This is a genomic window from Sorangium sp. So ce1036, from assembly GCF_051369805.1.
GTDB lineage: Bacteria > Myxococcota_A > Polyangia > Polyangiales > Polyangiaceae > Sorangium > Sorangium cellulosum_F.
This window is the reverse complement of sequence record NZ_JBBMOX010000001.1, coordinates 152,684-165,986: the sequence shown is the minus strand read 5'-3', so window position 1 is coordinate 165,986 and position 13,303 is coordinate 152,684. Positions and strand designations below refer to the sequence as shown.

The window sequence follows — 13,303 nt, the reverse complement described above, 5'->3', positions numbered from 1 at the left end:
CTGCCCAGCGTTCCATCGCGGAGAGAAGCCATGTCCCGAAGCCTGATCTTGATCTTCGTCTCGTCGCTCGCCGTCGCCGCCGCCGCCTGCCAGAGCGGCCAGCAGCAGCCTGCAGGCGCCCCTGTCACGGCCCCGCCCGAAGGGGCGCGCGCAGGCGCGACCCCGGACGCCGCTCCGGCCGACGACGACATCTGCGCGGACCAGCAGCCGACCGGCGACCCGCCGGAATGCCCTTCAGGCTGCGTCTGGGATGAGGCCAAGCAGCGGTGCGCGCAGCTCCGCGGCGTGATCGTCGACCAGCGCCCCGACGGTCGGTTCCCCACGGAGCCCCCGGCGACGTCGCCCACGACGCCGGCCCCCGCGGACTGACCCGCGCGCGCGACCGGCCGGGCGCGCGTCGCCCCCTTCGACCCGCCCGGCCCAGGCCTCCTGAACCGCGACGTCGCGACGACGAAGCGCGGGGCGCGGCGCCGCCCGGAGGAGGCGTCGCCGCTCGATCACAGCGGGGAGCCCCCCGCCCTCGAGTCGGGCCCGCTCACCGCGCGCGCTCGTAGTCGAGCGCGGCCTTCTCCACGACGTCCCAGTCCCTGGCGGCCCGCTCGGCCTCGGCCACGAGTTCCGCCGTGAACAGCGTGAGCCCCCAGATGCCGTTCTCGCGCCGGCGGAACGGGTAGCGCGTGCCGCGCGCCGTCTCGATCGTGGCCCGCTCGCCCGTCACCTCCACCTTCGCGATGCCGGACAGGTCGCGCCGCAGGCGCGCCGTGAAGCCGTGCCGCGTGGCCAGGTCGACCCACACGTCCGCCCCGTCCTCGGCCTCCGCGTGCGCCCGGTACTCGTCGAGCAGGCGCGAGCGCTCCGGCTCCGGGTAGCTCGCCTCGATCCGCTCGCTCGCCTTCCGGCGGTAGTCCCGGATCGTGTAGGCCGCGTGCTGCGCCCGGTCCTCCAGGTACGCGAAGCACGCGCGCGGGTTGCTGGCGCCGATGTTGTACGCGATGCGGAGGTACGCGCCCTCGGGCGTCGTGTCCGGCGGGAACTTGAAGAACCGGTAGAGGGCGAAGCCGAGCGCCACCGCGGCGACGACGGCGGCGCCCCAGGCGATGGCACGGCGACGGGTCATGCTGCTTCCAGGTCGACGCGCGCTCTAGTCGATATGCCCCCCGAACTGGAGGTACAGCGACGTCACCCGCCCCCTGTCGAACGCCGGGCCGAGCGGCTCGTCCAGCGCGAGGAGCAGGCCGGCCCGCATGAAGAAGGTCTTCTGGCTGTCGTACACGAAATACGGCTGCAGCGAGACCTGCCCCCGATCGCTGTAGTCCGACGACGGGACCCACACCGTCTGGAGCGCCACGCCGCCGCCGAAGCCGGCGCGGCTCTGGAACTCGGGCTCGACCTTCCCCTGGATCACCACGTCGAGATCGTCGGAGTCGTCGAAGGCGCCGCGCGCGCCGCCGTCCCGCATCGGGACGAAGAACGTGAGGTCGCCGCCCGCCCGGAGCACGAAGAAGCGCGCGAAGCGGTACTCGATGCCGCCCAGCCCGCCGATCGGCAGCGCGTCCGACGCCCACAGGTGGAGATCGTAATAGCCCATCGCCGCCGCGCCGTAGGCCGTGGCCAAGCGCCAGTCGAAGTCGTCCACCATGCCGAGCGGCAGCCCGGCGCGGCCGCCCGCGTACCACGTGAGCTTTCCGCTGATGTCCGAATAGTAGAGCGTGAACGTCGGGTTACCGAGCCCCGCGCGCGACTGGTCGCGCGGATCCTCGAAGTCGCCCGGGCCGTCGAGGGAGAGCGCCAGCGGGAACTTCAGGTTGATGAACAGGTCCGGCGTCGGCTCGAACTGGACGAACGGGACCGCGGCGACCGACGTGCCGAGCCGCCGGGCGCTCCACAGGTAGAGATCCGCGCCCGCGTCCGAGCGGTGCACGACCGGGTCCCAGGCGAGCGCCTCGGCGGGGGCGGCGAGGACAGGGGCGGCGGCGGAGGCCGCCAGGGCGAGTGCGAGAAGCCATCGGGGCGTGCTCATCTCGAGGCTTTGCGTACCGACATCCTGGCCGCGCCGTCAACCCGCGGCGCGCCCCTTCCTGGAAAGCCGGGGCGCCTCTAGGATGCGCCCCATGTCCCGCACGCGACCAGAGGCCCCGTTCCTCGACGCGCTCAGGCGCTCGATCCTCGTGTTCGACGGCGCCATGGGCTCGCTGCTCTACGAGCGCGGGGTGTTCGTCACCCAGAACTTCGAGCAGCTCAACGTCACGCGCCCCGACCTCGTGAAGAAGGTCCACGCCGACTACCTCGCCGCGGGCGCGAACGTCATCGAGACCAACACCTTCGGCGCGAACCGGTTCCGGCTCGAGCGGTACGGGCTCGTCAACGAGGTGCGCAACTTCAACCTCGCGGGCGCGCGCCTCGCGCGCGAGGCCGCGGGCGGCGACGCGTACGTGGGCGGCTCGATCGGCCCGACCGGCATCGTGCCCGGCGTGGCCACCCGCGACGACCTCGCCGCCGCGGCCGCGACCTTCGCCGAGCAGGCCGGCGCCCTCGCCGAGGGCGGCGTCGACCTCCTGGTCCTCGAGACGTTCCGCCACCTCGACGAGATCAAGCTCGCCATCGAGGCGGCGCGGTCCTCGGCCCCGGGGCTGCCGATCCTCGCGTCGATGACGTTCGACACGAACGGCGCCGTGGCCGACGGCAGCGCGCCCGAGCGCGTCGCCGGGGCGCTGCGGGACTGGGGCGTCGAGCTCCTCGGCGTCAACTGCGGCGACGGCCCGCAGCTCTCGCTCGCGATGGCCGAGCGGATGGTGACCGCCGGGCTGCCGCTCTGCGTGCAGCCGAACGCGGGCCTGCCCCGCACCGTCGACGGCCGCCTCCTGTACATGGCCACGCCCGAGTACTTCGACGTCTTCGCCCGCCGCATGATCCAGGCGGGCGCCGTGATGATCGGCGGCTGCTGCGGCACCACGCCCGAGCACGTGAGGTGGATGGCCAAGTCCGCCCGCATGCTCCGGGGCAGCGCCGTGGCCGAGCCCGCCGCGCGCCCGCACGTCGCGATGGGCGCGCCCGCGGGCCTCGAGCCCACGCCGCTCGCCGAGCGCAGCCCCCTCGCGGCGAAGATCGCGGCGGGCAAGTTCGTCGTCTCCGTCGAGGTGAACCCCGCGCCCGGCCTGAGCCCGGACAGCGCGCTCGCCGCCGCGAAGATGCTCATCGACAGCGGCGTCGACGTCGTGAACGTCGCCGACGGCCCGCGCGCCACCGCGCGGATGACCAACCTCGCCTTCTGCTCGCTCCTGCTGGAGCGCCACGGCATCGAGCCGATCCTCCACGTGTGCGGCCGCGACCGGAACCTCATCGGCCAGATGGCGCACCTGCTCGGCGCCCACGCGATCGGCCTCCGGAACCTGGTCGTCATCACGGGCGACCCGCCGAAGGTCGGCGACTACCCGGAGGCGACCGCCGTCTACGACCTCGACTCGATCGGGCTGCTCCACATGGCGAGCACGATGAACCGCGGCCTCGACCCGGCCGGCAAGCCGATCCCGGGCGGCAAGACGTCGTTCTTGCTGGCCACCGGGCTCGAGCCCGGCGCCCAGGATCTCGACAAGGAGATCGCGCGGCTCGAGCGCAAGCGCGCCGCGGGCGCCGACCTCATCATGACGCAGCCGGTCTTCCACCAGGACCTCCTCGAGAAGGTGCTCCGGCGCATCGAGCACCTCGGCATGCCGGTGCTCGTCGGCGTGCTGCCGCTCGTCAGCTACAAGAACGCCGAGTTCCTCCACAACGAGGTGCCTGGCATGCAGATCCCGGAGGAGATCCGCGAGCGCATGCGCAAGGTGCCGGCCGGGCCCGAGGCCCGCAAGGAGGGGGTGAAGATCGCGCGGGAGATGCTCTTCGCGGTGCGCGACCGGGTGCAGGGGGCGTACCTGATGCCGCCGCTCGGCAAGTACGAGCTCGCGCTCGAGGTGCTCGACGGGCTCAAGACGGGCTGAGCCGGCGCGGGCGGGCCGCCTCGACGGACGCCGGCGCGCGCGCGCGGGCGCGGGTGGGCCGCCCCGACGAGCGCCAGATCGTGCTTGCAGGCGCGGGCGCTGCGCGAGGAAACTCCGCCGGGATGTCCCTGGAATACCGGCTCCACTCGCGCTGCGCCTGCGGCTCCGTGCTGTCCTCTTCCGAGCTCGGGCTCGCCTCCCGCCCCTTCACGCTCACGGGGACGAAGCGCGTCTACGAGCGGTCCCGCCCCTTCACGATCCGGCACATCGCCCTCGACCTCGCGCTCGACGTCGCCGAGCGCGGGGTCCGGGGCACGGCGCGCGTCGAGGCGGTCCGCGTCGACCCCGCCGCGCGCGAGATCGCGCTCGACGCGGTCGGCTTCGAGATCGAGGCGGTCGAGATCGGCGCCGGCGCGGCGCGCGCCGGCAAGCCCCGGCGCGGCGCGGGCAAGGGCGGCGAGGCGCGCAGGCCGGCCGAGCACACGTACGACGGCGAGACGCTGCGCGTCGCCGTCCCGCTCGACGAGGCCGAGGCCTCCATCCTGGTGCGCTACCGGGCGACGCCGCGGCGGGGGCTCTACTTCCTCGAGCCCGACGAGCACGTCCCCGACCGCCCGCGCCAGGTCTGGACGCAGTGCCAGGACGAGGACGCGCGCCACATCTTCCCCTGCATCGACAAGCCGCACGTCAAGCAGACGACCGAGCTCCGGGCCGAGGTGCCCGCGGGCTGGTACTGCCTGTCGAACGGCGAGCTCACGAGCGACGCGAGGTCGCAGAAGGCGGGCGTCTACCACTACCGGCTCGACGAGCCGCACCCGAGCTACCTGTTCACGCTGGTCGCGGGCGAGTTCGCCCGGCTCGACGACGAGGCGCTCGACGTCCCGCTCGCGTACTTCGTGCCGAAGGGGCGGGAGGAGGACGGCCGCCGCACGTTCGCGCGCACGCCGGACATGATCCGCCACTTCAGCGAGAAGCTCGGGGTCAAGTACCCCTACCGCCGCTACGCGCAGGTGGTGGTGAGCGACTTCATCTTCGGGGGGATGGAGAACACGACCGCCACCACGATGTACGAGCACATCCTGCTCGACGAGCGGGCGGCGCTCGACATCAGCTCGGACGACCTCATCGCGCACGAGCTCGCGCACCAGTGGTTCGGCGATCTCGTGACGTGCCGTGACTGGTCCCACGGCTGGCTCAACGAGGGCTTCGCGACGTTCATGGAGCACGTCTACCGCGAGCATCATCTCGGCGCCGACGAGTACGATCACGGCCTCAAGGCCGATCTCGACGCCTACCTGAGCGAGGCGCGCGGGCGCTACCGGCGGCCCATCGTCTGCCAGGACTACGAGGCGCCGCTCGATATCTTCGACCGGCACCTCTACGAGAAGGGCGGGCTGGTGCTCCACCTGCTCCGCCGCGAGCTCGGGGACGCGCTGTTCTGGCGCGGGGTGAGCATGTACCTCACGCGCCACGCGCGCGGGGTCGTCGAGACCCGGGATCTCGCCCGCGCGCTCGAGGACGTCAGCGGCAGGTCGCTGGAGCGCTTCTTCGAGCAGTGGGTCTTCCGCGCCGGCCACCCCGAGCTCGACGTGAAGATCGAGATCGAGGGGGACCAGTGCACCGTGACGGCGCGGCAGACGCAGCCGGCCGCGCAGCACCACGGGCGGGAGCACGCGTCCCAGCCGGACGCGTCGACGCCGTATTTCGCGTTCGACCTGGTGCTGGATTTCGGCCTCGCGGACGGCAAGGGCGCGACCGTGCGCCGCGAGGTGCGGCGCGTCGACCAGCAGGCGCACACCTTCGTCATCCCGCTGCCGCGGCGGCCTCGCTTCGTGGTCGTCGATCCGGAGCTCCGGATCCTCGGCGAGGTCAAGGTCGACGCGCCCGGCGATCTCCTCCGGGCCCAGCTCGCCCACGCGCCGACCGCGCGCGGCCGCATGCTCGCCGCGAAGCCGCTCTCGCGGCGCGACGATCCCCCGACGACCCGGGCGCTCGGGCAGGCGCTCGCCGACGCGAACGAGTTCTGGGGGGTGCGCGCCGCCGCGGCGACCGCGCTCGGCGCGCTCCAGTCGAGCGCGGCGCTCGCGCTGCTGGAGGGGAGCGCGGGCGTCGAGCACCCCAAGGTGCGCCGCGCGGTCGCGCACGCGCTCGGCGGCTTCAGGTCGCCGAAGGCCGTGGAGGCGCTGGCCAAGCTCGCCCTGCGCGACCCGAGCTACCTCGTCCAGGCCGAGGCGGCGCGGGCGCTCGGGGCGACGCGGCAGAGCGCGGCGTTCGAGACCCTGCTCGACGTGCTCGATCGCCCCTCGTGGGGCGAGGTCGTCCGCTGCGGCGCGATCGACGGGCTCGCCAACCTGCGCGACGAGCGCGCCGTGCCGCACCTGACGGCGCGCACGCGCTACGGCGTCCCGACGCGGGGCCGCCGGGCGGCGATCCTGGCGCTGCCGAAGCTGTCGAGCGATCGGCGGACGCGCGAGCTGCTGGAGGAGCTCCTCGATCAGCCGGACCCGTACCTCCGGGTCGACGTCGCGCGCGCGCTCGGCGATCTCGGCGACGGCCGGGCGCGGGGCGCGCTGCAGCGGCAGCTCGACCGCGATCTCGACGGCCGGGTAAGGCGGCGGATCCGCGAGGTGCTCCGGGACCTCGGCGGGGCGGGCAAGCGCGAGATGGAGCGGCTCCGGGACGAGCTCGAGGCGCTGCGGCGCGACAACGCCGAGATCCGGGCGCGCCTCGGCAAGCTCGAGGCGACGGCCGGGCACAAGGGCAAGAAGGCCGACGCGCGGTGAGCGCGGGGGGGTGGGGCCCCTGGGGGGCTCCCCTCCGGGGCCTGCGTTCCGGCGAGCCCCTGTCGTGGCTCGCCTGCACTTCAGCCCCTCCGGCGAGCCCCCCAGGGGCCCCACCCCCTTTGCCACGCCGCCGCGGTCGGCTAGGGAAGGGCCATGTCCGAAGCCTCTCCCGTGAAGCTCGACCGGCGCGGCGCGGTGGCGGTGCTCACCCTCGACCGCGTGGATCGCCGCAACGCGCTCTCCCGCGACGCGCTGCTCGCCTTCGGGCGGCTCGGCCGCGAGCTCGTGGCCGACCCGGGGGTGCGGGCCGTCGTGGTCACGGGCGCCGGGGACAGGGCGTTCTGCGCCGGCGCCGACCTCAAGGAGCGGCAGGGGATGAGCGCGGACGACGTCCGCCGGCAGGTGGGCCTCTACCGCACCGAGCTCGGCGTGCTCGCGCGGAGCCCGAAGCCCGTGATCGCGGCGATCAACGGCGTCGCGTTCGGCGGGGGGCTCGAGCTCGCGCTGGTGTGCGATCTCCGGGTCGCGGCGCCGCACGCCGAGCTCGCCCTGCCGGAGACGTCGCTCGGCATCATCCCGGGCGCCGGCGGCACGCAGCGGCTGCCGCGCGTGGTGGGCGAGGCGCGGGCGAAGGAGATGATCCTGCTCGGCCGGAAGCTCACGGCGGGGGAGGCGCTCGCCTGGGGGCTCGTGAACCGGGTGTCGCCGGAGGGGACGCCGGTGCTCGACGACGCCCTCGCCTGGATCGAGCCCATCGCGAGCGGCGCGCCGATCGCGCAGGCCGCGGCGCTCGGGGCGATCGAGGACGGCTACGACGTGCCGCTCGATCTCGGGCTCGAGCTCGAGCGGGTGCACTACGACGAGACGCTGCGCAGCGAGGACCGCCTGGAGGCGCTCCGCGCCTTCGCCGAGAAGCGAAGGCCCGTCTACAAGGGGCGGTGATCGCGCGAGCGGCGGTCGAGGGCGCGCGGACAGCACCGGCGTCGTGAGCCCGGGAACCTCGCTGCGGCGCGCTTCGCGGCGCCCTGTGGTAGGGTGCCATGCCGTGATTCGCAGGCTCCAGATCCAGGGATTCAAGACCGCGACGGACGTCACCCTGGAGCTCGGGCAGCTCAACGTGCTGATCGGCGCGAACGGCGCCGGCAAGAGCAACCTCCTGGAGGCGCTCGGCGCCCTCTCGTGCGCGGCCGAGGGCCGCGTCGACCAGCGCACGCTGCAGGCGCGGGGGGTGCGGCTGGGCACGCCGGTGCTCTACCGGTCGGCGCTGCGCGCGCAGAAGCGGCTCGTCGAGAAGATCACCCTGGAGGCGGAGACGGACGGCGCGCGCTACCGGGTGAGCCTGGGCAACCCCGCCACCCGCGGCAAGAGCGCGTGGCGCTACGTCAGCGAGGAGCTCGCCGAGCGCGGCGAGCCCGTCGGCCGGCGCTCGGCCCGCGGGGCCCACGTCTTCCCCCGCGCGTCGGGCCGCCGGGGCGCGGGGGCGCAGCCGCAGAAGCAGCCGGTCGAGCCCGGGCCGCGCGACGGCCTCGGTCCGATCGTGAGGTCCGTGCACGGCCGCGGCCCGCTGGCCGAGCTGCTCGAGCACCTCGGCGGCTTCGCGATCTACGCGCCGTGCACGCCCATGCTGCGCGGGCAGGTCGCCGATCCGGCGCCGCCCGAGCCGCTCGGGCTCCTGGGCGGCGGCCTGGCCGACTGCCTGTTCGATCTGCGCGAGACGCCGCAGGTGTACGAGCGCGCGCGGGACGAGGCGTTCTCGCTGATCGACTGGGCGACCGACGTGCGCTTCGACGCCTCGACCGGCTGGGCGGCGGCGCCGCCGGGCGTGCAGCCGCCGAGCCGCCTGTCCCTCAGCTTGCGGGACCGGCACCTGATCGACGACATCGGCTGGATCTCCGCGCGCGAGGCGAACGAGGGGGCGCTCTACGTCCTGTTCGTGTTCCTGCTCCTCTTGCACCCGGACGCGCCGCGGGTCCTCGCGATCGACGGCGTGGATCACTCCCTCAACCCCTGGTTGATCGGCGGGCTGATCCGGCGGATGCAGCAGATCGTGCTCGGCGAGCGCGATCGCCCGCAGCTCCTGTTGACCACGCAGAACCCGGTCGTGCTCGACGCGCTGGATCTGCGCGACGACCGCGTCCGCCTCTTCACGGTCACCCGGACGCGCAGCGGCGCCACGGAGGTGAGCCGGGTCGAGCACGACGAGGCGCTGGATCGGGCCGAGGAGAAGTGGATGCCGCTGTCGTACCTCTGGACGTCGGGCTCGCTGGGCGGCATGGGCGGCGTGCCGGGCCTGTGAGCGCGCCGGGGTCCGTGAGCGCGCCGGTGGTGATCGGCCTGGTCTGCGAGGGCGAGTCGGACGCGATCGTCCTCCAGGCGGTCCTCGATCAGGTCTTCGGCGTCGAGGGCTACCGGCTGAGGCCGCTTCGCCTCGGGCACGGGAGGCACGGGCCTGTCGGCGGCAAGAGCGCGGTGCAGCGCTGGTGCGAGCGGCACGGGCCGGAGATCGGGGTCTCGCTGCTCCGCGACTGCCAGCTCCTCATCGTCCACCTCGACGCGGACGCGCGCAAGGCGCTCAAGATCGCCACGACGAAGGAGCTCTGCGAGGTGATCCAGGGCTGGCTCGGCCTGGACAGGAGGCGCCGCGAGGACCGGCGGACGATGAGCCCGCGGCTCATCATCGTGATCCCGAAGGAGGCGACGGACACCTGGCTCCTGGCGACGCTCGGGTCGGCGAACCCGCAGCTCGAGAGCGCGGAGGGCCCGCGCGCTCGCCTGGTGGCCGCCGGGGAGCTCCCGCCGTCGGACGCGCCCTGGTCGGTCCGGCGGGAGCGGTACGCGCAGCTCTCCGCCCGGCTCGCCGCGCAGCTCCCGCAGCTCGGCGAGGTCCTGTTCGAGCTGCGCCACTTCCTCGAGAAGCTGAGCCGGTTCCGCGCGGGGCCGTCGCCGGCGAGGGCGCCGGAGGCGGCGGCAGGGCGGCGGGGATAGCGAGAGGGCGCGGACTCTGTCAGGACATCAGGCCGAGCGCGAAGAGCGCGTCGGCCCAGAGCGGCCAGAGCGTGCGGTAGGGGTGGGTCGCCAGCACCACGCCGCCGCCTGGAAGGCGCTGGATGTGATACCGGGCGTGGTCGACCAGGAACTCGAAGTGGTCGAGGGTGATCTCGACCTCCGACAGGGGCGAGCCTGTGCCTGTCTCCGCGCCCCGTCCGTCGCTCTCCCTGCACTGGAGCGTCCGCTCGTAGATCTCTCTCGCGCGCGGCTCCGCGGCGCGCCACGCGCCGTCGGGCACCTCCGCCGCGGCTTCGAGCGCCTCGAGCAGGGCGGAGGGCGGCGTCACCAGCGCCTTGAGGACGGCTTCACGGGAGAGCGAGCTCGAGCACCCGCCGCCATGTCGCAACGCGACGCGCGCGCCCGGCGGCGCGGCTTCCACACGCATATGGAGCGCTTCCAGCGACAGGCCCGCGATGCGCGACACCCTCTCCTTGTCGTGGAGGCAGATCCACGAGAGGGCGAGATCGCGCGCGATGTCGCGGGCATCCGCGTTGTACGTCGCGCACAGGGCGACCGGCGCGAGCCAGGTCCGCGCCGTCGTGCAGCCCCCGGTCGGGACGCGCCCGCTCGCGTCCGGCGCGCAGAAGCGGAGCAGGACGTCCACGAGGTCTTCCAGGGCCATGTGCCACGCGAGCACGGCCTCGGCCTGCACGGAGCGCGGGCCGCGGCCCAGGGCGAGGTCCATGTGCATGGGGGTAAAATCCTCGATCTCGCGGGCGTGCATGTGGAGGGGGCCCATCGGCCTGAGACGTTCGCTCCTGTCGGTGAAGCAGCGAAGGATGCAATGGACGAAGTGTTCCTGGCTCAAGGATGCGACGAGGTAGGCTTCGGCGTCGGTGCGCCCGAAGTGGGCGCGGAGCATCGCGACCACCTCGTCCACGGAGGTCGTATTGCATTCCGTGTCGCGATCCATGATCGCGCGGATACTGTACTGTGGCTCCTTGATGAGGGCCGACAGCGCCGCGCCGAACGCATCGACCCGCTGTGCCTCGTCGCACCAGGCGAAGAAAAACGGCCCTTCTCTCATCGCTTCGTCCTCCTCATGAGGCAGCCTCTTGTCATGACATCAGGCCGAGCAGGGAGAGCGCGTCGGCCCAGAGCGGCCAGAGCGTGCGGTAGGGGTGGGTCGCCAGCACCACGCCGCCGCTCGGCAGGCGGCGGACGTGGAAGGGGGCGTGACGCTCGATGAATCGAGTGTGCGCGCCCGTATTCACGCTCACGTCCTCGGTGGGCGCCCCCTCCTTCGCGGCCTGGATGGTCTCGAGCGCGATCGGCTCGATCGCGCGCCACGCGTCGTCCGGTACAGCGGACGCTTCGAGCGCTTCAAGCAGCGTGGCCGGCCGCGTGGAGAGCGCTGCAAGGACTTGCTCGCGCGTCAGCTCGGCGTCGCCCGCGAGCGCGACGCGCGTGCCGAGCGGTAGAACCTCGCCACACGCGCGCAGCGCGTCCTCCCTCTCTGTGAGCTCGATGGACTTCCTCCAGCGCGCGCGCGCATCGGGCTCATCGCGCACGAGCAGCCCCATCCTCTCGCCCTCTGCGAGATATTCCAGCTCGGCGTGCTTGCGCGCGCGCGCGACGGTGCGCGCGACCGCGATCCGCGTCCCGCGCGGCGCGGCCTCGACACGCGCTCGGAGCGCATCGAGCGAGTTGCCTGCGGCGCGCGCCACCTTGTAGCCCTCGTGGACGTGCACCCAGGAGAGCGCGAGATCGCGCGCGACGAAGGAGTCCGCGTGGTAGGTTGCGGCGAGCTCGATGGGTGGCCCCCAGGTATTGAGGTCTGAGCACCCGCCGGTCGTCACGTGTTCGCTCGCGCAGACACGGACCAAGAAATCGTTGATGTCCTGCTGAACATGCACCGACATCACCGCGGCTTCGACCTCGACGGAGCGGGCGCCGACGGCCACGTCGATGCGGTACGGGAGCAGATCGTGATGATCGCCGCTCGATGCGCTCAGAGGACCGTCCGGGGACCGGCGCTCGTGCTTCTCGTCGGCGCAGCCGATGGTGAGCGGGATGCCGTGGCCGAAGCTCGTCATGGTCCAGAGGCCCGCTCCGATGCGCGCATCCGTGCCGAAGGCCGAGCGAGCCACTGCCACGGCTTTCTCGACGGGAAGTGCGGCGTAGGACCTGTCGGGACCGGCGAGCGGACGGATCGAGAGCCTCACGAACCACCCCGGCATGACGAGGGCGGACAGAGCAGCCGCAAACGCGTCGATCCTGTGTTCCTCGTCGCACGCCGCATACAAGCGAAGGGGCTCCTCCCTCAGCGTACGATAGCTGCTTGCGCGGCTCACGACGCGATGGCCTCCGACCTGAGCTGAATGGCTATACCACGTACACCTTGCTGACGGACCATTGGTTTCCCTTCATCACAGAACCAGGTCGGCTGCCATCGCGGCCCTCGTGCCGGCCTGCCCCATCCGTCATTCCCCGGGCTTGCTCCTGGCCCCTGGCGTCACGGCCTCCCGATGCGTGTTGCTTGGCGTGACGTCACGCCATGAGGCCGAGCACGAAGAGCGCGTCGGCCCAGAGCGGCCAGAGCGTGCGGTAAGGGTGGGTCGCCAGCAGTACGCCGCCGCTCGGGAGGCGGCGGACGTGAAAGGGGGCGTGCTCTTCGAGGAAGCGGGTGTGCTCGCGCGTCGTGACGTCCACCCAGAAGGCGGGGGGCACCTCCCCCGCGTCCTCGTCGTCGAGCTGGCGGCGTAGCTCGATGAGCTCTTGCGCCTTCGGCTCGGCCGCGCGCCACGCCTCGTCGGGCACCGCCGCGGCCTCGAGCGCGTCGAGCAGCGCGGCCGGCGGCGCCGCGAGCGCCTTGAGGACGGTCTCGCGCGAGAGCGAGCGCGTGAGCTCGCTCGTGCCTTTCATGGGCAGGCGCGCGCCGCGCGGCGCGGCGTCGACGCGCGCGTGCAGCGCTTCCAGCGACGTGCCCGCGATGCGCGAGACGCGCTCCTTCTCGTGGAGGCTCACCCACGACAGGGCGAGGTCGCGCGCGAGCTCCGCGGCGTTCGCGTTGTAGGTCGCGCACATCGCGACCGGGGCGAGCCAGTCCTCCTTGTCCGTGCAGGCGCCGGTCGGCACGCGCCCGCTCGCATCCGGCGCGCAGAGGCGGAGCAGGAGATCCTCGACGTCGCTTTGGACCACGTGGTAGGCGGCTGCGGCCTCGGCCTCCACGGAGCGAGGGCCCCTGCTCACCGCGAGCTGGTACGGGTAAAAATCCCACTTGCGTGAGCCCGCAGTCAAGCGGAGCGGGCCCCAAGGATGGAGACGTTCGCTTTCGTCGGTGTAGCACTTGAGACCGAACGGCATGGCGTACTCGGGACCGTTCAGTTTCATGCCAGAGCTTAGGTGAGCGTTGTTCGTTTCTCCGAAGTGAGCGCGGATCATCGCGAGCACTTCCTCCACGGAGCGTGTCTCGCACCCTTGCTGGTGGCTCATCATCAGGCTGAGGAGAGCCCCCGGACTGATGAGGGCCGACAGGGCCGCGGCGAACCCGTC

At 73.0% G+C, this 13,303-nt stretch carries 11 protein-coding genes; 6 read left to right on the top strand and 5 right to left on the bottom strand.

What is annotated here, in order from left to right:
* The first annotated feature begins 30 nt into the window (after positions 1-30).
* Entirely contained in the window at positions 31-369 is a 339-nt protein-coding gene (locus tag WMF31_RS00460) for a hypothetical protein (protein WP_436600058.1), read from the top strand.
* A 166-nt stretch (positions 370-535) separates the two neighbouring features.
* Here the strand turns inward: WMF31_RS00460 and WMF31_RS00455 are convergent, their stop codons facing one another.
* Both WMF31_RS00455 and WMF31_RS00450 read right to left on the bottom strand, forming a co-directional pair.
* Entirely contained in the window at positions 536-1,117 is a 582-nt protein-coding gene (locus WMF31_RS00455) for a hypothetical protein (RefSeq protein WP_436600057.1), read from the bottom strand.
* A gap of 24 nt (positions 1,118-1,141) precedes the next feature.
* Positions 1,142-2,020, bottom strand: a complete 879-nt coding sequence (locus WMF31_RS00450) for a hypothetical protein (protein WP_436600056.1) — start codon at positions 2,018-2,020, stop codon at positions 1,142-1,144.
* A 91-nt stretch (positions 2,021-2,111) separates the two neighbouring features.
* Between WMF31_RS00450 and WMF31_RS00445 the strand changes: the two genes are divergently transcribed.
* From WMF31_RS00445 to WMF31_RS00425, 5 genes are all read left to right on the top strand, one after another.
* Entirely contained in the window at positions 2,112-3,977 is a 1,866-nt protein-coding gene (locus WMF31_RS00445; RefSeq protein WP_436600055.1) for a bifunctional homocysteine S-methyltransferase/methylenetetrahydrofolate reductase, read from the top strand.
* 122 nt (positions 3,978-4,099) lie between these two features.
* Entirely contained in the window at positions 4,100-6,760 is a 2,661-nt protein-coding gene (locus tag WMF31_RS00440) for a M1 family aminopeptidase (RefSeq protein ID WP_436600054.1), read from the top strand.
* A gap of 153 nt (positions 6,761-6,913) precedes the next feature.
* Entirely contained in the window at positions 6,914-7,702 is a 789-nt protein-coding gene (locus tag WMF31_RS00435; RefSeq protein WP_436600053.1) for an enoyl-CoA hydratase-related protein, read from the top strand.
* A 103-nt stretch (positions 7,703-7,805) separates the two neighbouring features.
* Positions 7,806-9,056 carry an AAA family ATPase gene (locus tag WMF31_RS00430; protein WP_165373531.1) on the top strand — a complete coding sequence of 417 codons (1,251 nt, stop codon included), beginning with the start codon at positions 7,806-7,808 and terminating at the stop codon, positions 9,054-9,056.
* A gap of 14 nt (positions 9,057-9,070) precedes the next feature.
* Positions 9,071-9,745 (top strand): hypothetical protein, encoded by a 675-nt coding sequence (locus tag WMF31_RS00425; RefSeq protein WP_129354564.1) that lies wholly within the window; start codon positions 9,071-9,073, stop codon positions 9,743-9,745.
* A gap of 19 nt (positions 9,746-9,764) precedes the next feature.
* Here the strand turns inward: WMF31_RS00425 and WMF31_RS00420 are convergent, their stop codons facing one another.
* The 3 genes from WMF31_RS00420 to WMF31_RS00410 form a co-directional block, all read right to left on the bottom strand.
* Positions 9,765-10,835, bottom strand: a complete 1,071-nt coding sequence (locus tag WMF31_RS00420) for a hypothetical protein (RefSeq protein ID WP_436600052.1) — start codon at positions 10,833-10,835, stop codon at positions 9,765-9,767.
* Positions 10,836-10,866: 31 nt separating this feature from the next.
* On the bottom strand, positions 10,867-11,988 hold the full coding sequence (locus tag WMF31_RS00415; RefSeq protein WP_436600051.1) for a hypothetical protein: 1,122 nt from the start codon (positions 11,986-11,988) through the stop codon (positions 10,867-10,869).
* A 310-nt stretch (positions 11,989-12,298) separates the two neighbouring features.
* The gene (locus WMF31_RS00410) at positions 12,299-13,000 is read right to left on the bottom strand and encodes a hypothetical protein (RefSeq protein ID WP_436600050.1); all 702 of its coding nucleotides are present in this window, start codon (positions 12,998-13,000) and stop codon (positions 12,299-12,301) included.
* Positions 13,001-13,303 lie beyond the last annotated feature (303 nt).